At 70.6% G+C, this 21,711-nt stretch carries 17 protein-coding genes; 6 read left to right on the forward strand and 11 right to left on the reverse strand.

Going from position 1 to position 21,711, the window contains the following annotated elements; genetic code table 11:
* Positions 1–49: 49 nt before the first annotated feature.
* A complete protein-coding gene (locus FHS44_RS11440; RefSeq protein ID WP_184713942.1) occupies positions 50–3,520 on the reverse strand; it encodes a M28 family peptidase in 3,471 nt (1,156 codons plus the stop codon).
* 1,190 nt (positions 3,521–4,710) lie between these two features.
* Positions 4,711–5,673, reverse strand: a complete 963-nt coding sequence (locus tag FHS44_RS11445) for a LysR family transcriptional regulator (RefSeq protein ID WP_184713943.1) — start codon at positions 5,671–5,673, stop codon at positions 4,711–4,713.
* A 480-nt stretch (positions 5,674–6,153) separates the two neighbouring features.
* Here FHS44_RS11445 and FHS44_RS11450 point away from each other — a divergent pair, with 480 nt between their 5' ends.
* From FHS44_RS11450 to FHS44_RS40135, 3 genes are all read left to right on the forward strand, one after another.
* A complete protein-coding gene (locus tag FHS44_RS11450) occupies positions 6,154–6,825 on the forward strand; it encodes a restriction endonuclease (RefSeq protein WP_184713944.1) in 672 nt (223 codons plus the stop codon).
* Between the two features lie 164 nt (positions 6,826–6,989).
* On the forward strand, positions 6,990–7,616 hold the full coding sequence (locus FHS44_RS11455) for a response regulator transcription factor (RefSeq protein ID WP_184713945.1): 627 nt from the start codon (positions 6,990–6,992) through the stop codon (positions 7,614–7,616).
* 450 nt (positions 7,617–8,066) lie between these two features.
* Positions 8,067–8,366, forward strand: coding sequence for a hypothetical protein (locus FHS44_RS40135; protein ID WP_221460660.1), 300 nt, complete (start codon positions 8,067–8,069; stop codon positions 8,364–8,366).
* Here the strand turns inward: FHS44_RS40135 and FHS44_RS11465 are convergent.
* Positions 8,253–9,599: a sensor histidine kinase gene (locus tag FHS44_RS11465; protein WP_184713947.1), complete on the reverse strand. Its 1,347-nt coding sequence runs from the start codon at positions 9,597–9,599 to the stop codon at positions 8,253–8,255. The two genes, FHS44_RS40135 and FHS44_RS11465, sit on opposite strands and share 114 nt — an antisense overlap.
* A gap of 131 nt (positions 9,600–9,730) precedes the next feature.
* A complete protein-coding gene (locus FHS44_RS11470) occupies positions 9,731–11,296 on the reverse strand; it encodes a 4-hydroxyphenylacetate 3-hydroxylase family protein (RefSeq protein ID WP_184713948.1) in 1,566 nt (521 codons plus the stop codon).
* 349 nt (positions 11,297–11,645) lie between these two features.
* On the opposite strand from FHS44_RS11470, the gene FHS44_RS11475 reads away from it, so the two are divergent.
* Positions 11,646–11,852, forward strand: coding sequence for a hypothetical protein (locus FHS44_RS11475; protein WP_184713949.1), 207 nt, complete (start codon positions 11,646–11,648; stop codon positions 11,850–11,852).
* Between the two features lie 52 nt (positions 11,853–11,904).
* A complete protein-coding gene (locus FHS44_RS11480) occupies positions 11,905–12,327 on the forward strand; it encodes an SgcJ/EcaC family oxidoreductase (protein WP_184713950.1) in 423 nt (140 codons plus the stop codon).
* 98 nt (positions 12,328–12,425) lie between these two features.
* Here the strand turns inward: FHS44_RS11480 and FHS44_RS11485 are convergent, their stop codons facing one another.
* The 6 genes from FHS44_RS11485 to FHS44_RS11510 form a co-directional block, all read right to left on the reverse strand.
* Positions 12,426–13,655, reverse strand: coding sequence for a dihydrolipoamide acetyltransferase family protein (locus FHS44_RS11485; protein WP_184715236.1), 1,230 nt, complete (start codon positions 13,653–13,655; stop codon positions 12,426–12,428).
* A gap of 2 nt (positions 13,656–13,657) precedes the next feature.
* Positions 13,658–14,635, reverse strand: a complete 978-nt coding sequence (locus FHS44_RS11490; protein ID WP_184713951.1) for an alpha-ketoacid dehydrogenase subunit beta — start codon at positions 14,633–14,635, stop codon at positions 13,658–13,660.
* On the reverse strand, positions 14,632–15,750 hold the full coding sequence (gene pdhA / locus FHS44_RS11495; RefSeq protein WP_184713952.1) for a pyruvate dehydrogenase (acetyl-transferring) E1 component subunit alpha: 1,119 nt from the start codon (positions 15,748–15,750) through the stop codon (positions 14,632–14,634). The genes FHS44_RS11490 and pdhA overlap by 4 nt, the downstream gene beginning before the upstream one ends.
* A gap of 95 nt (positions 15,751–15,845) precedes the next feature.
* Entirely contained in the window at positions 15,846–16,061 is a 216-nt protein-coding gene (locus FHS44_RS11500) for an MbtH family protein (protein ID WP_184713953.1), read from the reverse strand.
* Positions 16,062–16,081: 20 nt separating this feature from the next.
* Positions 16,082–17,839 carry a non-ribosomal peptide synthetase gene (locus FHS44_RS11505; protein WP_184713954.1) on the reverse strand — a complete coding sequence of 586 codons (1,758 nt, stop codon included), beginning with the start codon at positions 17,837–17,839 and terminating at the stop codon, positions 16,082–16,084.
* Between the two features lie 231 nt (positions 17,840–18,070).
* Positions 18,071–19,195 (reverse strand): carotenoid oxygenase family protein, encoded by a 1,125-nt coding sequence (locus FHS44_RS11510; RefSeq protein ID WP_184713955.1) that lies wholly within the window; start codon positions 19,193–19,195, stop codon positions 18,071–18,073.
* 83 nt (positions 19,196–19,278) lie between these two features.
* Here FHS44_RS11510 and FHS44_RS11515 point away from each other — a divergent pair, with 83 nt between their 5' ends.
* A complete protein-coding gene (locus FHS44_RS11515; protein WP_184713956.1) occupies positions 19,279–19,935 on the forward strand; it encodes a TetR/AcrR family transcriptional regulator in 657 nt (218 codons plus the stop codon).
* A gap of 156 nt (positions 19,936–20,091) precedes the next feature.
* Here FHS44_RS11515 and FHS44_RS11520 read toward each other — a convergent pair whose 3' ends face one another.
* Complete coding sequence (locus FHS44_RS11520) at positions 20,092–21,633, reverse strand: acyl-CoA carboxylase subunit beta (protein WP_221460771.1); 1,542 nt, start codon at positions 21,631–21,633, stop codon at positions 20,092–20,094.
* Between the last annotated feature and the right edge of the window lie 78 nt (positions 21,634–21,711).

The following is a 21,711-nucleotide window of genomic DNA, read 5'->3' on the forward strand; positions in this document are numbered from 1 at the left end:
ACCGCCTGGGTCTTTCCGGGGGTTCCCGCTGGTTCTCGGGGGTTTCCCGCTAGAAGGAGATGCTCCAGGAGTTGACCACTCCGGTGTCGCCCTGGAAGTAGTCACCGACCATGAGCGACCAGGTGCCGTTGCCGAGCCTGGAGGGGTTGCTCACGGTGAAGGTGACCGGCCCGTTGTAGGGGGTGCAGGCCTGGTAGCCCTCGTACTTCAGCACCCGGGAGGATCCGTTCGGCTGGTAGAGGGTGATGCGCACGTCCTGCGAGCAGGTGTGCTGGATGTCGGCCGTCACGGTGAACGTGCTGCCGGGGGCCCCGTCGAGGTTGACGTCGATGTCGGTGTAGTCCTGGTAACCGTCGTTGATCTCGAAGGGCGTGTCGTTGGTGAAGGTGCGCCCGCCGCCGGTGCCGCCGACGGTGAGGGTGAAGACGGCCGAGCGGTTGGCGCTCGTCCCGTTGCCGTTGAGGCTGATGGAGTAGGTGCCCGCCGGGGTCGTGGACGAGGTGGTGATGCTGACCGAGGAGCTCTGCCCGCTGGTGACGGTCGCCGGGCTGAAGCTCACGTTCGCCCCCGAGGGGACGCCGGTGGCGTTGAGCGAGACCGACTGGGCGTTGCCCGAGGTGGTCTGGGTGTTCAGCGTCGCCGTGGTCGAGCCACCGGCCTGGACCGTGGCCGAGGACGGGCTGACCGAGACCGAGAAGTCGTCGGTCGGCGGCGGGGTGTCGCCACCGACGGCGCCCTTCCAGATCGCGTACGCGGCGGCGTCAGCAGCCCGGTCGAGGATGGTGTCGTTGATGTTGCTGGTGGTGTCACAGGCGGAGTGGTAGCAGGAGTCGTAGGCCCTGCCCGCCGTACCGCCCCACTTGGTGGCCTGCGCCGAGGTCTTGGTGGCGCTGGCGCCCGCGGCCACACCCGAGGTCGCGATGCCCGCGTTGCGGAAGGAGGCGTCGTCGGAACGGTTCGCGCCCTCGACGTTCTCCTCGGTCTGGACCCCGATGCTCGTGTAGAACGCCTTGAGGTCGGTAGCCGCGGCGGTGTTGATGTTGTTGATGAAGTAGCCGCCGTTGGGCGAGCCGGTCATGTCGTAGTTGTAGTAGACCTTGATCTTGGAACGCTCGGTCGAGCTGAGCGAGTTGACGTAGAACTTCGAGCCGAGCAGCCCCTGCTCCTCGTCGGTCCACCAGCCGAAGCGCACGTGCTTCGTCATGGTGGGGTTCTTGGCGGCGAGGGTCAGCGCGACCTCAAGCAGGTTGGCCGAGCCGGAGCCGTTGTCGTTGATGCCGGGGCCCGCGGCGACGCTGTCGAGGTGGGCACCGGACATGACGACCTGGTTGGCGTCACCGCCCGGCCAGTCGGCGATCAGGTTGGGACCCGCGCCACCGGTGCAGCCCGAGGTGCAGCTCTGCCGGGTCACGGTGTAGCCCGCGGCGCGCAGCTTGTTCTCGACGTAGGTCACCGAGGCCGTGTAGCCCGCGCCGGTCGAGCGGCGGTTGCCGCCGTTGCTGCTGGCGATGCTCTGGAACTGCTGCAGGTGAGCCTTGACGTTGGTCAGGCTGATGTCGGGGATCTCGCCGCCGCCGGGCCCGCCGCCCGTGACGGTCAGCGAGTACGTCGCGGTCTTGTCGACCTCGGTGCCGTCCGCGGTGACCGTGATCGACGAGGTGCCGTTCGGCGTGTTCGACGAGGTGGTGACGGTCAGCGTCGAGGTCTGACCGGCGGTGATGGTCGCCGGGCTGAAGGAGGCGTTCGCCCCCGACGGCAGACCGGAGGCCCGCAGCGTGATGGACTGGGCGCTGCCGGCCGTCACCGTGGTGCTGACGGTCGAGGACGCCGACTGACCGGCCTGGACGCTGCCGGAGCCGGGGTTGAGGGAGACGGAGAAGTCGTTGCCGGGGGCGTTGCAGGTGCCCTCGTTGGCGCCGGCGGAGACGTTGACCGCGCTCCAGGCCGCCCTGACCGCGTTGAACTCGACGCAGCTGTTGGGGAAGAGCTGCTTGGCCGCGGCGACCGTGGCGGCGCGCGCCTTGGCGTGCGTCCACGGCGTGGTCTTGTTGTTGAGCCCGGCCATGAAGATCTGACCGGCCTTCTGGATGCCGATGCCGGTCAGGCTCGAAGAACCGGAGCAGACGGGGCTGGTCGGCTTGCCGCCACCGGGGTTGGTGCCCTCGGCGAGCAGGTAGAACCAGTGGTTCTGCGGACCGGCCGCCGCGTGCACCTCGGTGTTCGGGATCGAGGAGCTGTAGCAGTCCGGGTCACCGTTGGTGCTCGGCTTGTACATGTAGCGGATCGGGCCCTGGCCGACCAGGTTGACCTCCTCGCCGACCTGGTAGTCCGGAGTGTCCTTGGAGTTGTTGGCGTAGTGCTCAAGCAGGGCGCCGAAGATGTCACCGGTCGACTCGTTCAGGCCACCGGCCTCGTTGCCGCTGCCCGCGCCGCCCGAGCCGGAGAACTGGAAGATGGCGTGGCCGTACTCGTGGCCCACGACGTCCATCGGGGTCGCCTGCTTGTTGTTGGCCTGGTTGTGGCCGAAGTTGGTGTAGGAGCCGTTCCAGTAGGCGTTGACGTCGTTCAGGCCGACCCGGGCGGGGAAGGCTCCGCCCTGGCCGTTGAAGCCGTTGCGGCCCAGCCAGTCCCTGAGCATGTTCCACTCGGTCTGCGCCGCGTACAGGGCGTCGACGCAGGCGGTCTCAAGGTTGGTGCCCGAGCCGTTGCCCCAGGAGTCGGTGCTCTTGGTGTACGGCGAGCCATTCTGACCACCACAGGCCAGACCGCTGCGGGTGGTGTCGCGCATGGTGTACGAACCGGACGAGCCCGAGGTCTGGATGGTGACCGGGTTGCCGTTGTAGAAGCTGTTGCCGGTGCCCGCGCGGACGTCGTCGTAGGAGTCCAGCACCGTGCCGGTCAGCGCGTCGACGAAGACGTGCAGCACGCTGGGCGCCTTCTCCGTCGCGCCGTTGACCACGACCTCCCACGCCAGCTTCGGCTGGGTGCCCGCGGCGTGGACCAGCAGGGTCGGGGTGCCGACGCTCTCCACCTTGGCGAGCTTGGCACGGGCGGTGGCCGCGGCCTTCGAGGCCGTGACCTTGGCGGTGACCCCGACCTTGATCTCCGCCCGCTGACCGGACGCGACCTGGCCGAGCTGCTCGCCCACCCTGTCGGTGGTCACGATCACGTCGCCGCCGTAGACCGGCAGCCCGCGGTAGGTGCGGCTGTAGGTCAGGTACTGCAGGCCGTAGGCACCGTCGGTGGTCTTGACGAGGTTGAACTTGTCCTGCGCGCTCTTGCGCAGTGCCTTGGGGTCGGCGGCCAACGCCTTGCCCGCGTTCGTGATCGCACGGTCGCGGCCTGCGGTGTTGGGCGGGGTGAACGCCTTCTCTAGCTTCTGCGCTGCTCCCACGGGGGTGGGCTTCGCGTCCGTCGCGGACTTGGCCGCGTAGGCGCCGGGCGCGTTGGCGAACGTGGAAGCCGCCAGCGCCGCTGTCGCCAGTAGGGCGACGGCACCTGTTCTGAGCTTGGATCTCACTCTGGATGACTCCTCTCACAAGTCCCCTGGGGGGAAGGGACCAAGGAGCCGTGGCCGGCCAGGGCTGGACCAAAGGTGCCATTACTCCGACATGTCAGGAACCCTCCAGCTGTCCATAGCGCGTCGCTATGGGGTGATCACTCGTTCAACCATTGACAGATGATCAGTGCGTTTCAACTGGTCATCCGGCCCTTTTGACGTGGGAAGTGACGTTTGTCCGCCTTCCCGTGTCACGATCTGGCCGGTCTTCACAGGGTTTGTCCGTCCCTGCGTATGCGCAGTTCACGACGTCCTGCCCGGACGACCCTCCGCTCAGGAGGAGGCCACAGTCAGTGCCCCTGTCAGCTCCGGCACCGGTACTGGAGTACGGCGTCGGCCCGGGTGACGTCGTATGCCGTGGTCAGGCCGTGCCGTCCACAGTATTGAATAGGAAACCTTCCTATCGCAACGGACGATGGACGGGGTTCGAACCCGCTTCTCCCCGCCCCGCCGTACCCCTCAATAGGTGATTTTTGGGGATTTATAGTGGCTTTTAATATAAAAAGAGGAGGGCGGCGCCGCGGGATCGCGGGGCCGCCCTCGGAGAATCGGCGAATCCGGCTAACGGCAGATCTCATAGTCGAGCGCCGGGGCGTACATCCAGGCCAGGCGACCGCTCGCCAGGTAGACGGCCCGCCTGCCATTGACCTGGTTGGGCTTCATCACATATGTGTTCGGCCCCGTGACACGCGCGTCATCCGCCTTCGGGTCTGGATAGGCCATTTCAGATCCTGTGTAACTAACGTAGACATTCGACCCACCATGACCTGTGTTGACCCGGTAGATGTTGACGGTACAGGGGGCTGCCTGGGCGGAAGCGGCCGGTACGGTGGCCAGTCCACTCCCGAGAGCCGCCACGAGGGCGAAGGCCGTCGTGGTGTTTCGGAGTGATGAGCGATAGAGCTTCATTGATCCTCCGGAATCGCGTTTGTGCGCCGCTGATCGTTACGGCGTTTCCACGATGTCAGAACATGAGCAGCACCGGTTTAATCTCATGGTTTGTGGCCTCAAAAGCATCGGCCACCTCCTTCTCGGTGCGCTCATCCGGAAGACGGTAATCTTTCCTCTTGATGCGATACGTCTTCACTTTTCCAGCTTTTTCACTCGAACCAGATTTGTCGCGTTAACCCTCCCAAGACGCCCGGCGCGAGCTACGGGAAGCGCAGGGGCTGTCCGTGGCGTTCGAGCCAGGACGCGTAGACGGGGACCTTCAGCGCCTCGCTCCAGTACCTGCGGATCGCGCTGCTGATCAGGGAGACCACGTGCTCGGCCAGCGGCCCGTGCCTGGTCCAGGCGATGATGTAGCGGAACAGCATGGGGGTGCCGACCAGCGGGCGGACCACGATCCCCGGATGCGGTTGATAGATCGCCTGGAACATCCCCACGCACCTGCCCGCCTTGATCAGGTCGTAGGCCAGGGCGGGACTGATCGAGAAGGTCAGCTTGGGAGCGAAGCCGTGTTTCCTGCACGCGTCCCAGAAGTGCTCCCGGTGGCCCATCTCCGCCTGCGGGGGCATCGCCCAGTCGTCGTCCGCCAGGTCGGCCAGGTCGATCTCCTCGCGCCCGGCCAGCGGATGGTTCTCCGCGAGCCCGACGAAGATCGGCTCGATCACCGGGACCTCGTACACCACGCCGGGCGGCGGCGTCAGCTCGTAGCCCGGATAGTCACCGAGGACGGCCAGCTCCAGCCTGCCCGTCTCCATGAAGGAGTGCAGGGTGTCCATGGACTCCTCGGTGCGGATGGTGAAGTCGACCCCGGGCACCAGGTCGTACATGCAGTTGCTGACGTATCCCGCCAGCGACATCGGCGCGCAGCCGACCCGCACCAGGGGCTTTCCCGTGCCTCGCTCGATGTAGTGGCGCGCGTCCCGCTGCAACGTGCCGAAGGCGTGCAGCAGCGAGCCCGACCGCTCCAGGATCCATCCGCCGAGCGCCGTCGGACGGCTGCCCTCGTGGGCCCGTTCGAACAGCTGCCCGCCGAGCATCCGCTCGATGCGCTGGAGCTGACCTGCCAGCGCGGGCTGGGACAGTCCGAGGGAGGAGGCCGCCTTGGAGATACTGCCGTGCTCCGCGATCGCATGGATAACCCGAAGATGGCGCATTTCCATGTCCATGCGGTGATGATAGGGAGAAACCCTACCATTTTAAATCAAAATCCAATAGCGATTTCACAGGGAACCAAGACTGTGCACGGTCTTTCCGGGTCAAACGAGAGAGCGCTCCCCGCTCCGGCCCCGGCGACCCCCCGCGCGGACCCCGCGGAGCGCCGCCGGACGCCCGTCCCCGACGGCTCCCGTCCGCCATGCCGTACGGCGGCGCCCCCGCCCGCCGTACCGCCACGGGAGGGACCGCCGCGCGCGCCGGGCGGTGGGGACCGGCCCCCAAACGCAGTTCGCGTTCTCTCCATAAGCCTTATATGGCGAACTATCCGTTCTTTTCTGGTTTTTCCCTTTCGTACGGCCTCGGCGGCGCGGCGGGCCATGAAGATGGATTTTCCTATACGAAAGGGGAACTCTCCCTCCGCCCATGACCGTTTCTGTCGGAGACGTCGTTCACACTCGTGCTTCGACCCCCTGGCGACGGGAGCTGACGCGATGGCAGACCGGCGATCGGCCGGAAGAAGACGCCCGGCGAGCGCGAGGAGGCGCGGCGGAAGACGCGGCAAAGGACGCGAGACCGGTCTCGTGCTCTGGCTCGCCGGTGTGGCACTGGCGTTCCTGCTCCTCAGGGCGATTCTGCCCTTCCTCCAGCGGAACTGGCCATGGTTCGTGGCCGCCGCCGTCGTCGCGCTCGTCCTCGTGGCGGCCTTCGCCGTACTCCGCGCCAGGGTGCAGGCGGAGCGGGAGCGCAGGTGGTTCCGGGAGAACGCGGAGCTCGAACGGGTCGACCGGCTGTCAGGAACGGAGTTCGAGAGGCTCACCGCGGAGCTGCTGCGCCGCGACGGCTTCCGTCACGTCAGACTGCTCGGCGGGGCGGGCGACCGGGGCGTCGACCTGACCGCGGTCGGCCCCGGCGGCGAGCCCTTCGCCTTCCAGTGCAAGCGCTACACCGGCAACGTCGGCGCCTCCCAGGTCCGCGACTTCCTCGGCGCGCTGGCCCACGCCTTCGCCGGGCACACCGGCGTCCTGGTCACCTCGGGCCGTCTCACCCGACCCGCCCTGACCGAGGCGAACCAGGGTGGGCTGATCCTCGTCGAGCGTGAGCGACTGGCCGCCTGGCTCGGCGGCGAAGCCCTCCTGCCCGGCCGTACGGCTCGCGGGGGCTGAGCCTCTCACCGCGGTCATGCGCCTTGATATATGTCATATTTCCCACCTTCGCCCGGCGTGATGATCTAAGTTAGTCAGGCCGGAAAGTAAGGACATAATGGGGTTTTGACGCGCTCATAACACGGCGAGGCCGCCCCGTTTCCTCGGCGCCGGGAAGGGCACCCATGATCGCGGTTTCAGTGGTCGACGACGACCGGATGCTGCTCGACGGACTGACCGCCTGGTTCTCCGGAGTCACCGACATCCACCTGACCGGCACCGCCCGCACGGTCACCGAACTGCTCGCCGGAGGACACGCCCCCGCCGACGTGGTGATCCTCGACCTGCTCCTGGCCGACCGCTCCGACCCGATCGGCAACGTGCGCAGACTCGTGACCGCGGGCAGTCGGGTGCTCGTGGTCAGCGTGGTCCCCTCCCCCACCATGGGCTCCCAGGTGGTCAGGGCCGGGGCCGGGGGCTACCTCACCAAGGACCACGACCTGGGCGTGCTGACCTCGGCCGTCCGCGAGGTCGCCACCCGGGGCAGCACCCACTCCCCGGAACTCGCGCTGAGCTGGCTGTCCGACCGCGCCGCCGACCGGCCCGTGCTCTCCCCCCAGGAGCGGGCCGTACTGCTGGCCTACGCGTCGGGGATGACGCTTTCCGCGGCGGCCCGCAGCGCGGGCGTCCAACCGGGAACCGCCAAGAACTACCTCGACCGGGTCAAGGAGAAGTACCGCAGGGCGGGCAGACCGGCGTATACGAAACTTGATCTGGCTACCAGGGTTAGGGAGGACGGCTGGTTGAGGTAGCTTTTGCGGCCCTGCCTATTTGCGGCGCCTGGCGGCGCCGCGGGCTTGGGCGCCTGAAGTCGGTGACTTCCCTCGTCGCTCCTCCGCTGCGCTCCGTCACTCCTCAGTCCAGCTCACCGACGCGCCCAAGCCGGAAACTCCTCACGCATGGCACCGGTACCCCAAACCCTTCATGCGCGACACCTGGGGGATGAGCAGGCTTTCCAGAGAGCGGCAGGGCACGATGGGCGGGGGGTCACCGGGGGGTGGCACGTGATGTGACATGGGGTGGGGCTTGTGATGGGGCGGGTTGTTCGGGGGGCGGTTGTGTTGGTGGGGGTCGGGGCTCTCCTGGTGGGGAGTCCCGCTGCGGGGGAGGTCGTGGGGAGGGCGCCGACGACGACGTGTGCTTCTACGGCGCCGGTGCGGGGGGTGGTCGTCAAGGCGTGTGTGGACGTCACGGGGCTTCAGGTGCGGACCTACGGGGTCGTCGAGACCGTCGGCATCGCGGAGCCGCCGGGCAGGCCCGTCGAGTTCCTGGCGACCGTGGCCGCGAACGTCGTGTGCGGTGACTCCCTCGGCACCCGCAGCCAGGCGTTGCGTGTCTGGAACGGGGTCCACGTCGTGGAGGGTCCCACCGGGGTCGTGCCCTGTGGGTCAACCGTGCACGCCACGGTCAGCCTGACGCCCGGTCCCTCGGGACCCGGTGGCGGGGGCAACCCCCTGCCGGGGCCGGTCTCCGTCTCGGTTGACGTGACCGTCGAGGACTGACCCCGGGGCTTCCTGGGGAGCGGGCCAGACCAGTTCGACGCAGGTGCCCTCCCCCTCGGCGGAGAGGACGGCGGCGTGGCCACCGACCTCGCGCATGCGTTCGGCCACCGAGGAGGTGAGCCCGAACCCCGGGGCGGTCGAGGCCGGGTCGAAGCCCCTCCCCCGGTCCACGACGCGCACGGTCACCCGGTGGCCGGGAACGTTCCCGGGCTCGTCCTCGCCGATGACCGTCAGCCAGGCCTCCTTGGTCGCCGAGTGCAGGACCACGTTGTTGAGCGCCTCCTGTGAGGCGTCCGCGAGCGCGGAGACGACGGCCCCGGGCACCCGCTCGGGGAGGGAGGCCGCGGCGTAGCGGACCCGCAGCCCCAGCCCGGAGGCCCTGGTGACGACCCCGGCCAGGCTCTCCTCAAGGCGGGCCGCCGTACCGGTGCCCTCGCGCCCGATGAGCAGCCGGACGTACTCCGCGTCGGCGGCGCAGCGCAGCCGTACCTGCTCCTCCTGGTGGTCGAGACCGCCGCGGGCGATGGCCGTCAGGGTGGTGAGCACCGTGTCGTGCAGCCGCCGGTAGTGCGCCAGGCGTTCGGCGGAGCGCGCCTGGTCGGCGACGCGGCCCGTCTCGGTGGCCAGGCGCCGGTCGGCGAGGTCGTCCAGGCGGCGGGCCTGCGCCTTCAGGTAGCGGTGGATGAAGCAGACGATGACCGCGAACCACAGGTAGGAGTTCAGGCGCACCGCGATGTCGACGGGCAGCGGATACCGGATGCCGAGGTCACCGGCGTGCGCCACCATGTAGGCCAGCGCGGGCGGCAGCAGCGCCCACGCCCCGGCGAGGGACTCCGCGACCGCCCCGGCCAGCGCCCCCGTCGCCATGAGGGCGGACGACGACCAGTTCGCCGAGGTCAGGGCGTCGCCGAGGCAGTTGGGGCTGACGGCCAGCAGGAGGGTGCAGGTCACCACGACGTCCCCGGCCACCGCCCACCCGGCGAACCAGCCACGGCGCCGGGTGGCCACGACCAGCGTGGTGTTCCACGCGACCGCGACGGCCAGCAGGGCCGCGTTCAGCGCGACGTTCCGGTAGAGGGGGTCGGCGCTGAAGGCCCCGGCGGCGGCGGGCACCAGGTAGCTGGCGCGCTGCAGGACGAGCAGCATCACGACGAACCGGTTGACCCGCTCCCGTCCCGGCCGGGCCGCGAGGTAGGTGGAGTCACGCCAGCCAAGGGACCATGAGCGCCGCACCCGTTCTCTCCACTCTCCCCGGCGCCGTCCCGGGGTCCGCCGGCAACCACACCCCTGTGTGCCCCTTTTGTCAGTCTTCACCGAAGACGCCCCGGGGCGCCATGCGGAGGGGGTGGCCGGGTGCGGACGGCTCAGCCGTTGAGCAGGCCGTTCCTGGCGTGGCGCAGGTCGTCGAAGGAGGACAGGTCGGGCACGGTCCAGCCGTCCAGGTCGTACTCCCCGAGGCAGCGCTCGACGAACTCCTTGTAGCCGTCGATCTGGCCGGAGGCGCCCTGGCCGAGCAGCAGTTCGACGCGGGTGTTCTCGTGGTTGCCCGCGTAGTTGAGTTCGTACAGCTCGTGCCGTCCGCCGAACTCGGTGCCGACCGCGTCCCACAGCAGCTTCATGACCTTGACGCGTTCGACGGCGTCCACACCGTTCGAGCCGCGGACGAACCTGTCCAGGTAGGGACGGATCTCCGGGTTCCTGAAGTCGTCGGCGCTGGAGTTGACGTAGATCAGCCCGCTGGCGACGTCCTTCAGGATGATCTCCCTGATCCTGGGGTAGCCGACCTGCATGAACCACCGGTAGGCCATGCCGTACTGGGGGTTGGGCAGCACCGCGCCGTTGCGCCACGGGACGGGGTTGCGCGCGGCGGCGTCGGACAGCGCCCAGAAGAGGTTGCGCCAGGCCAGGACCTCGCCCATCCTGCTCTGCACGCCGCGGAAGTCCCTGGTGCCGGTGATCTCAAGGGCCTTGGCCAGCAGCCCCGCGATGAACTCCAGCTTCACCGCGAGCCGGGTGCAGCCGTGGAAGGTGAAGCGCTCGATGAATCCGGAGTGCCCGGTGAAGAGCTGGACCTTGCCCACGTCGCCGTAGACGAAGACGTTCTCCCAGGGGATGAGGACCTTGTCCAGCACGAGGATGGTGTCGTTCTCGTCGAGCCGTGAGGAGAGCGGGTAGTCGAAGGGGCTGCCCATCACCGCCGCCGCCGCGGTGTAGGAGGGACGGCAGATCAGCTTCATCCCCCGCGCGCCCATCGGCACCGTGGCCACCAGCGCGAACTCCCGCTTCTTGATCGGCAGTCCGTAGTGGGCGATGAAGTTGTAGTGGGTGAGCGCGGAGCCGGTCGCGACCACCTTGGCGCCGCTGACGACCAGGCCCGCGTCGGTCTCCCGCTCCACGTGGACGAAGACGTCGGAGACCTCGTCCGGGGGGCGGCTGCGGTCCACCGGGGGGTGGACGATGGCGTGGTTCCAGTACAGGACCTTCTCCTGCGACTCGGCGTACCACCGGCGCGCGTTGTCGGCGAAGGGCTCGTAGAAGTCGGCGTTGGCGCCGAGCGTGCCGAGGAAGGACGCCTTGTAGTCGGGGCTGCGTCCCATCCAGCCGTAGCTCATGCGCGCCCACTCCGCGATGGCCCGCTGGTCGGCGACGAGGTCCTCGGCGCTGTGCGGGGTGGTGAAGAACCTGTGGGTGTATCCGCCGCTTCCCGTGTCGGTCGGCGCGGTGAGGACCTCGCGCCTGGCCGGGTCGTGCAGCGCGTCGTAGAGCCGCGCCGTCATCCGGATGGGGTTGCGGAAGGCCGGGTGGGTCGTGGGGTCCTTGACGCGCTCGCCGTACACGTAGATCTCGCGGTCGTCACGCAGGCTCTCGACGTACTCCTCACCGGTCAGCGGGCGGGTCACGGGCGCAGGGCCTGTCTTCTCGTCTCGCACCTCGGCAACTCCTCAGGGAAGCGGACCTCAATCGTGGCACCCGGCGAGGACGATGCCGTTCTCCCAGATTGCCCAGATCGTCATGGTTTTTCCGGGAGCTTCGACAGCGCAATCCGAGAGATGCGGGGTCCCGGCGCCGGGTGGGACGGTCGGAGGGTGAGTACACCGGGGGCGGTCGCCGCCATCGCCGGTGGATGACAGGCCGTCCGGCACCGGCCGGTTCCCGAGCGGGGGATCGCCGGTCTCCGCCTTCCATGGCCACGCGAACGCTCCGTGACCGTAAGAACGGCACGGCGGATCACGCCTCCCGGTTCCCGTTCGCCGCTTCCCAGCTAGTTCCCTGGAGGAAATGGTGCTGACCGCCGACGTTCCCGCATCGAGACGGCCGATGGGCCGCGTGCCCGAGCCACCCCCCACCCAGCGGGAGGACCCCTCCTCCCCACCCGGTGACGACAAGGAGACAGAGGGCGTGACCTGGACCCGGGTGCGAGGAAAAGGACCGCGTGCCCGCGCGTTCCCGCCTCCCGCCTGGGAGTTCCCGGACGAGGCCGCCTGAGCCCTCAGAACAGCCAGGAGATTTTCCAGAGAGCCAGGAGAAAGGGAGAACCATGACAACGACCAGCCCTTCAGACGCCGACAGAGCCGCCGACAGGGCCGCCGTCGCGGCCGTCCCCCAGCGCGTCGTGGACGCCTGGGCCGAACACGACGCGAAGGCCTTCGCCGACGTCTTCACCGAGGACGGGAGCATGATCCTGCCCGGCCTCTACCGCAAGGGCCGCCAGGAGATCCGCTCGTTCATGGCGGAGGCGTTCGAGGGTCCGTTCAAGGGCACCCAGGTGACCGGGACGCCCATCGACCTCAGGTTCCTCGGTGAGACGGCCGGGGTGCTGATCACGCAGGGCGGCGTGCTGGCCCCCGGCGAGACCGAGGTCTCCTCCGAGCGCGCCATCCGGGCCTCCTGGCTGGTCGTCAAGGAGGACGGGCGGTGGCGGCTCGCCGCCTACCAGAACAGCCCCGTCAACCCGGCCTGACCGCCCCCCGCGCGGACGCCGCCCGGCCCTCCCGACCGGGCGGCGTCTCCGCGTGCCCTGGCTCCCGCCGTACGGCATGGCACCCGTGTGTGGCGGGGTCAGGACCAGGCGAGCATCAGCAGCGGGTCCTCAAGCATGGCGCCGATCTCGCGGAGCACCGCGGCGCCGAGTTCGCCGTCCACGATCCGGTGGTCGAACGACAGCGCCAGCGTGGCGACCCTGCGGACCGCGATCCGCCCCTCGTGCACCCAGGGCGTCTCCCTGATCTGGCCGAGCGCGAGGATCGCCGACTCCCCCGGCGTCAGGATCGGGGTGCCCCCGTCCACCCCGAAGACGCCCACGTTGGTGATCGTGAGAGTTCCCCCCGACAGGTCGCCGGGGGTGGCCCTGCCCGCCCGCGCGGTCGCGGTCAGCTCCGTCAGGGCGCGGGCCAGGGCGGGCAGCGACAGGGCGTCGGCCCCCTTGACGTTGGGGACGATCAGCCCGCGTTCTGTGGCGACGGCGACGCCGAGGTTGACCCGCCGCCAGAGCACGATCTCCTGGTTGTCCTCGTCCCACGAGGAGTTGATCATGGGATTGCGCCCGGCCACGGTCACCAGCGCCCTGGCGACGGGCAGCAGCGGCGAGACCCTGGTCCCGGCGAAGTCGGCAAGCCCGCGCAGCCGCGTGACCAGCTCCGTCATCGCGGTGACGTCCACCTGGAGCCAGGTGGTCACGTGCGGGGCGGTGAACGCCGAGCGCACCATCGCCGCCGCCGTGTGCCTGCGCACCCCCCTGACCGGGATCCGCTCCCGCTCCGCACCGGTCTCCCTTTCCGGTACGGCTGCCCGCCCTTCCGGTACGGCTGCCCGCCGGACGTCCTCGCGGGTGACGGAGCCCCGCGGCCCGGTCCCGGTGAGGGCGGCCAGGTCGACGCCGAGGTCCCTGGCCAGTTTGCGCACGGGTGGTTTGGCCGCCGCCCTGCCGCCGTTCCCGGTCTCCGGGGGAGGTGTCCTGCGGGGTCTGCGGCTCGTCGCGTCCGGCATGGCGCCGTACCCGACGAGCATGGGCACCCGGTCGCCTCCCGGAGCCGCGGGGGCGGCCTCGCCGGTGGCCACGGTGATGAGCGGCGTGCCGACGTCGACCGTGGTGCCCTCCTCGACGAGGAGTTCCCGTACGGTGCCGGCGAAGGGGCAGGGCAGTTCGACGACGGCCTTGGCCGTCTCGATCTCCAGGACTACCTGGTTGACCTCCACGGTCTCGCCGGGGCGCACGTGCCACCTGACGATCTCCGCCTCGATGAGCCCCTCCCCGACGTCGGGGAGCGAGAACCGCCGTAGCTCTTCCATGGTCACCAGGCCATGGTCTGGTCTACGGCGTCGAGGACGCGGTCGAGGTCGGGGAGGTAGTGCCGTTCGAGGCGTGAGGGCGGATACGGCGTGGAGAAGCCGCCGACCCGCAGCACCGGCGCCTGCAGGTCGTAGAAGCAGCGTTCGGTGATCCTGGCCGCCAGCTCGGCGCCGTACCCGCTGAACACCGGGGCCTCGTGCACGACGACGCACCGGCCGGTTTTGCGCACCGAGGCCAGCACCGTCTCCTCGTCCAGGGGGCTGAGCGAGCGGAGGTCCACGACCTCGATGGAGCGGTTCCCGTCGGCCTGGGCGGCTTCGAGGCAGGTCCGCACGGTCGGGCCGTACGCCAGCAGCGTCACGTCCCGCCCGGGGCGGGCGACCACCGCCCGGCCGAGGGGTACCGCGCCCGAGGTGTCGAGCTCGACCCGCGCCCTGTCCCAGTAGCGCCGTTTCGGCTCGAACAGGATCACCGGGTCGGGGCAGGAGATGGCCTGCTGGATCATCGTGTAGGCGTCGGAGGGGTTGGAGCAGGCGACCACGCGCAGGCCGCCGGTGTGGGTGAAGTACGCCTCCGGGGACTCGCCGTGGTGCTCGGCGGCGCCGATGCCGCCGCCGAACGGGATCCGGACGACGACGGGCAGTTCGAGCATGCCGAGGGAGCGCAGCCGCATCTTGGCGAGTTGGGTGGTGATCTGGTTGAAGGCGGGGAACACGAAGCCGTCGAACTGGATCTCGCACACCGGGCGGTAGCCGCGCAGCGCGAGCCCGATGGCCGTGCCGACGATGCCCGACTCGGCCAGGGGCGTGTCGATGACCCGGCTCTCGCCGAAGTCCTTCTGCAGGCCGTCGGTCACCCGGAACACGCCGCCGAGCCTGCCGACGTCCTCCCCCATGACGAGGACCCTGGGGTCGTGCTCCATGGCCTTGCGCAGGCCCTCGTTCATCGCCCGTGACAGGGACAGGTCCTCGGCGCTCACCGCGGCACGTCCTCGAAGGAGGCCAGGTAGGCGGCGAAGCGGGCGCGCTCGTCCTCGACCAGCGGGTGCTCGGCCGCGTAGACGTTGTCCCACAGCTCGTCGAGGTCGGGGTCGGGCAGTTCGCGGCACCGGGTGCGCATGTCTGTCCCGATCCGTGCCGCCTCCGCCTCGACCTCGGCGAGGAAGGCCTCGTCCGCGGCGCCGCTGCTCAGCAGGTGGGTCTTCACCCGGTCCACGGGGTCCTTGAGCAGCCAGGCCTCGGCCTCGGCGCGGGGGCGGTAGCGGCCCGGGTCGTCCGTCGTCGTGTGCGCGCCCATCCGGTAGGTGAACGCCTCGACCAGCGTCGGCCCCAGCCCGCTGCGCGCGTCGTCCAGCGCCCTGGCGGTCACCGCCAGGCAGGCCAGCACGTCGTTGCCGTCCACCCTGACGCCGGGGAAGCCGAAGCCGTCCGCGCGCCGGTGCAGCGGGACGCGTGACTGCCGCTCGGTCGGCTCGGAGATCGCCCACTGGTTGTTCTGGCAGAAGAAGACGATCGGCGCGTTCTGCACGGCCGCCCAGGCGAACGCCTCGTTGACGTCGCCCTCGCTGGTCGCGCCGTCGCCGAAGTAGGCGATCACCGCGTCCTCGGCGCCGTCGCGCTGGACGCCCATGGCGTAGCCGGTGGCGTGCAGGACCTGGCTGCCGATGACGATCGTCGGCAGGTGCAGGTTGTGCTCCCTGGGGTCCCACCCGGCGTGGTTGATGCCGCGGAAGGAGCCGAGCTCCCGCACCGGGTCCACGCCCCTGCACCAGGCGACGCCGTGCTCACGGTAGCTGGGGAAGGCCATGTCCCCGGGCAGCAGGGCGCGGGCCGAGCCGACCTGCGCCGCCTCCTGGCCGCGCAGCGACGGCCAGACGGCCAGCTCCCCCTGCCTGGCCAGGGCCAGGGCCTCCTCGTCGAGCCTTCTGACGATCACCAGGTCCCGGTAGAGACTCCTGACCTCCTGCGCGGTGAAGACGGCGTCGTAGTCCGGGTGCTCGACCCGCCTGCCGTCAGGGGTGAGCAGCTGGACGAGTTCGGGCGGGGGCTCTGCGACGGTCCCCCGGGGCGTACCGCGCGCGGCGTCGATGGTCACGTACCACTCCTCGTGCGTTGCGGTGGGCGGGAACCGGCACGCGGGCGCGGCCAGTCGCCGGTGGTGTCCGTTGAAGCTCTCGTGAGGGGTCCTGCTCAGTGCTGGGCGTCCAGGTGGGCCGCGAGGTCACGGGGCCGGGTGTCGGTCCAGTTCGTCCTGACGTGGTCGAGGCAGTCCTCCCGCCCGGAGGGGCCGTGGGCGACGGCCCATCCGGCGGGCACGGCGGCGAAGACGGGCCACAGGGAGTGCTGGCCCCGCTCGTTGACCAGCACGAGGAAGGCGCCGTCCGGGTTCTCGAAGGGGTTGGCCATCTCGCTCTCCTTCTCGTGAATCACGGGGCACCGCCGAGGCGTGCCGCCAGGCCCGCGACCGTCGGGGTGTCGAACAGGGCGCTGATCGGCAGGTCCTCGCCGAGTTCGGCGTGGATGCGGCTGATCAGCCGCATCGCCAGCAGCGACTGCCCGTCGAGGTCGAAGAAGCTGTCGTCCACGCCGACCCGCTCCACGCCGAGCACCTCGGCGAACAGCGAGCACAGGGTCTCCTCAAGCGGGCCGTCCGGGGCGCGGTAGGCGGTCAGGCCCGTGAAGTCGGGCGCGGGCAGCGCCGCGCGGTCCAGTTTCCCGTTGGGGGTCAGCGGCAGCGCGTCGAGCACGACGAACGCGGCGGGCACCATGTAGTCGGGCAGTGCCCGCGCCGCGTGGGCGCGCAGCGCCTCGACGTCGACGGGACCGGGTCCCGGCACGACGTAGGCGGCCAGCCGCCGGTCCCCCGGCTCGACCTGTCTGGCGACGACGGCGACGTGGGCGAGTCCGGGGTGCCGGGCCAGGATCGCCTCGATCTCGGCGGGCTCGACCCGGAAGCCCCGGATCTTCACCTGGTCCCCGGCGCGGCCGACGAAGTCGACCTGTCCCCTGGGCGTCAGCCGTACCAGGTCGCCGGTGCGGTACATCCGCTCGCCGGGGCCCGCGAACGGGTCGGCGACGAAGCTCTGCGCGGTCAGGTCCGCCCGGCCCGCGTAGCCGCGCGCCAGCCGCGAGCCGCCGACGTACAGCTCGCCGACCGTGCCTGGCGGGACGGGGGTGAGGTTCTCGTCGAGGACGCGCAGCCGTACGTCGTCGAGCGGGCCGCCGACCGGCACGGCGCCGTCCTCGGTGTAGGGGGCGGTCATCGGGCCGTGGGTGACGAACAGCGCCGTCTCCGTGGCACCGTACATGGCCCTGACGACCGTGTCGGGGCAGGCGTCGAGCACCCGCCGTACGGCAGAGGGCGCGATCACGTCCCCGCCGGTCAGCACCTCGCGCACCCCGGCCAGGCACTTGGGCGCCTCCTCGGCGACCACCCGGAACAGGCCCGCCGTCAGGTGCAGCCCGGTGATCGCCTCCTCGGTCACGAGCCGTCCGAGGGTGGCCACGCCGAGGAGGCCGGGGGGCGCGACGACGACCTGGCCGCCGTGCAGCAGCGGCACCCACAGCTCGTAGGTGGAGACGCTGAAGGCGTGTGGCGCGACCATCAGGACCCGCTCGTGCCGTCCGCCCTCCCAGCAGGAGTCGGAGACCAGCCCGAGGATTCCCCCGTGGGTGACGCCGACGCCCTTCGGCTCCCCCGTGGAGCCCGAGGTGTACATCTGGTAGGCGAGCTGGTCGGGGTGGGCGTCGATCCCCGGGTCGGCCGGGGAGGCCTCCCGCGACTCGCGGCCCCCCTCGACGACGACGAGCGGGCCACCCTCGGGAAGACCGCGCTCTCGGGTGATCGGGTCGGCCAGCAGGATCGGCGCGCCCGCGTGGTCCATGATCCACTGGATGCGCTCCGGTGGGTGGGAGGTGTGCAGCGGCAGGTAGAACGCGCCGGTCTTGAGCACCGCCAGGAGGGCGGCGACCATGTCGGCCGAGCGCTCCATCAGCACCGCGACCGGCGTCTCGGGACGGGCTCCCCGTTCGAGCAGCAGGTTCGCGAGCCGGTTGGCCCGCTCGTCCAGCTCCCGGTAGGTCAGGCGCAGGCCGTCGAAGGAGACGGCCGTCGCGTCCGGGGTCAGCGCCACCTGGGCGGCGAAGCGCCCCTGGACGGAACCCCGGGGGGAAGAGGAAGCCATCGCGTACTCCAATCCGTTCGTTCCACCGGAGCCCGCCGTACGGGTCACCCGCGCGGGCGGGAACCGGGGGCCGGGGCGGATCCGCGGGCACGGACGGGCACGGGGGCGTCGGTGGCCGGGGGCCTCACCCCCGTCGCGGACGGCCGCCGTCGCGTCCGGTCACGCAGTCAGCGTCACATCCGCCCGCTGTACAGCGCATCTCCCGGATTGCGATGCTCTCCTGTCCTCCGATCAGGCGGGCAGCCAGGTGGCGCGGCCGTACGCGGGCGGGGGGCAGGGGACGTGGACGGCGGCGTACGGCCCGGCGGCGAGGTCGAGCGCGTCGAACACCAGCAGGGCGCCCTCGCGCCTGGCGTCGTCACGAGCGAAGACGAGCAGCCAACCGTCCGCCTCGCCCGGCCCCCTCGGCGCGAACACGGGCTCCCCCACGCGCGGGCCCGCGCCGAACCGGTGCTCCCGGACCTCGCCGGTCACCAGGTCGTGGTGGACGAGCGCCCGGTCGCGGACGCCGAACACGTGGCGGTGCGCCCGCCCCGTCGTCCGCCCGTCGGCCAGGGCCGTCTCCGTCCCGGGCAGCAGTTCCCGCTCCTCGACGGCGCCGGTGGCCGGGTCGAGCCGCCAGCGCCACAGGCTCGGCCGCCCCCCGGGGCGGGGGTGGCGCACGGCGTCGACCACGACCCGGCCGTCCTCCTCGTAGGCGTTGACCGCCCGGGAGACGTGGCAGGGGTCGATCCCGAACCAGCGCGGCTCCGGCGCCCCCTCGCGGAGCAGCAGTCCGAGCCGTGCGCCGCGGCCCGGCTGCCAGGAGTACGGCGGGCGGGTCCCGACCAGGGCGACGGCGCGGTCGTGCAGGACCGGCAGGTCGAACACGACGACGTGGCGGGCGGTGAGGGCGGTCGCGGCCATCAGGGGCGCGCCGTCGAGGGCGAAGGGCCGGGCGTGGGAGACGGTGCCGTGCGGACCGGCGACCAGGTGCTCGGCGTGGCCGAGACCGGGGTAGGAGGCGACCGTGTGCCACCGTCCGGTCGCGGGGTCGCGGACGGGCCTGGCGAGCGTGAAGGGTCCGGGGACCCGGGCTTCGAGGCTCGCGGGCCGTACGGCGGGGGCCAGCGCGGGCACCGGCCCGAAGGGGCCGTCCGGGGGAACCGTGGTGCGCGCGCGGTGCCGGAACGCCTCTCCGCCGCGCAGGCGGACGCCGGACAGAACCGTCCTGCCGTCGCCGAGGGGGTGCGGGAACGCCTGGAGGAAACAGCCGTCGAGCCCCTCGGGAAGGCCACCCTCGACGGGGAGCCGCAGCGGTGACGGCGCCGCCGGGGCCACCGTTGCCTGGTCGGACGCGCGAGCTGGGGCGGCCATGGGGCGCCTCCTCCGAGCGGGGTCAGCAATACCATAACAGTGTTGTGCTTAAAACATATCGGCGTTATGTAATACTTGTCAACATGAGTCCTCGCCGGGCAGATCCCAGGACACGTCCCGCACTGGTCGACATCGCCGCCCGGCTGCTCGCGGAGGAGGGCCCGCAGGCCCTGTCCACCCGGCGCCTGGCCACCGAGGCCGACAGCTCGACGATGGCGGTCTACACCCACTTCGGGGGCATGAGCGGGCTGGTGCGCGAGATCGTGCACGAGGGGTTCGCCCGATTGCAGCGTCACCTCACCCACGTGCGGCAGACCGACGACCCGGTGGCCGACATGGCACTGCTCGGCAGGGCCTACCGCCACAACGCGCTGGCCAACCCGCACCTGTACGCGGTGATGTTCGGCGGGGCGTCCCTGGCCGGGTTCTCCCTGACCGAGGAGGACCGCCAGCACGGGCGCTACACGCTGGGCAACGTCGTCAAGTGCGCCACCCGCTGCTTCGAGGCGGGCCGCTTCAGGGCCGAGGACGCCGAACTCGTCGCCCACCAGATGTGGAGCGCGATCCACGGGCTGGTCACCCTGGAGCTCGGCGACTACCTCATCGCCCCCTACGACGCCGAGCGCTGCTTCGAGGCCCAGCTCACCGCCCTGATGATCAGCTCGGGAGACGACCTGGACAGCGCGGCCCGCTCGGTCGCCCTGTCGAAGGAGCGGATGCCCCTGGAGGTGGAGGGCTAGGCGTGTTTTGTGGATCTTCGCCGTTGCGAGGATCGTCCAGGTGGATGCACCGCGAGGCGGCCGAGGAGCTCATAACGGAGTTATGGGCGACGAGGCCAACGAAGTGGGGCGCCGCCTGGACGACCGCAGTAGGCGTAAAGATCCAGGAAACACGCCCTAGAGGGGGATGTTGCCGTGTTTGCGCTGTGGCGGCGTCTGGCGCTTGTTGCGCAGCATGGCCAGGCCACGGGCGACCACGGCGCGCGTCTCCGCCGGGTCGATGACGTCGTCGACCAGCCCGCGTTCGGCGGCGTAGTGCGGGTGCATGAGCCGCTCCGAGTACTCGGTGACGAGTTCGGCGGCCAGCTCCGCGGGATCGGTCGCGGCGGCCAGCTCCTTGCGGAAGATGACGTTGACCGCCCCCTGCGCGCCCATCACCGCGATCTCGTTCGTCGGCCAGGCCAGGGAGAGGTCACAGCCGATGGAGCGGGAGTCCATCACGATGTAGGCGCCGCCGTACGCCTTGCGCAGGATGACCTGGACGCGGGGCACGCTGGCCTCGCAGTAGGCGTACAGCAGTTTGGCGCCGTGCCTGATGATGCCCGCGTGTTCCTGGTCGGGGCCCGGCAGGAAGCCGGGGACGTCCACCAGCGTCACCAGCGGGATGCCGAAGGCATCACAGAAGCGGACGAACCTCGCCGCCTTCTGGGATGCCGCGACGTCCAGGACCCCGGCGAGCACCATGGGCTGGTTGCCGACCAGGCCGACGACCTCGCCGTCGACGCGGGCCAGCGCGCACACCACGTTCTGCGCCCAGTTCTCCTGGAGTTCGAGGAACTCGCCGTCGTCGACAAGTTCGGCGACGACCGAGCGGATGTCGTAGGGCCGGTTCGGTTCGACGGGCACGATCTCGGCGAAGGCGGGCCGGTGGTCGGTGGTGGCCTGGCAGGGCGGGAGGGCCGGGGGCGGCTCCAGGTTGTTGCTCGGCAGCAGCGACAGCAGGTAGCGCACGTCCTCAAGCGCGCTCTCCTCGTCGTCGTGCACGAAGGTGGCGACCCCGGAGCGTCCGCCGTGGACCTCGGCGCCGCCCAGCTCGTCGTGGGTGACCCGTCTGCCGCTGACCGCCTCGACGACGTCGGGCCCTGTCAGGTACATCCGCGCGGTGTCGCGGACCATGAAGGTGAAGTCGGCAAGCGCCGGGGAGTAGGCGGCTCCCCCGGCGCAGGGGCCGAGGATCACGCTGATCTGGGGGATCACACCGGAGGCCTGGACGTTGCGCCGGAAGATGCCGCCGTAGCCGTCCAGGGACATCACCCCCTCCTGGATCCTCGCGCCGCCGCTGTCGTTGAGGCCGATGAGGGGGGCTCCGGTGGCGATGGCCAGGTCCATCACCTTGTGGATCTTCGCCGCGTGCGCGTGGCCCAGCGACCCGCCGAAGATCGTGAAGTCCTGGGCGTAGACGAAGACCCGGCGCCCGTCGATCGTGCCGGAGCCCGCGACCACCCCGTCGGTGTGCGGGCGCCGCTCGCCCATCCCCAGGTCGGCGGCCTGGTGGCGGCGGTACATGTCGATCTCGGTGAAGGAGTCCTCGTCGAGGAGCAGGTCGAGCCGCTCCCGCGCCGTCCGCTTGCCCAGGGCCCGCTGCCGCTCGACCGCCGGGCGAGAGCCCTCGGTGATCCGGCCGCGCAGCCTGTCGTGCCGTTCGCGCAGCAGGCCCATCGAGCGGGGCGGTACGGCGGGCGTGTCCTCCTGCTCCACTTCTCCGGGGGCGGGCTCCCGCAGGTCGGTCTGTCTGCT

Source organism: Streptosporangium saharense (assembly GCF_014203715.1).
Taxonomy (GTDB): Bacteria; Actinomycetota; Actinomycetes; order Streptosporangiales; family Streptosporangiaceae; genus Streptosporangium; species Streptosporangium saharense.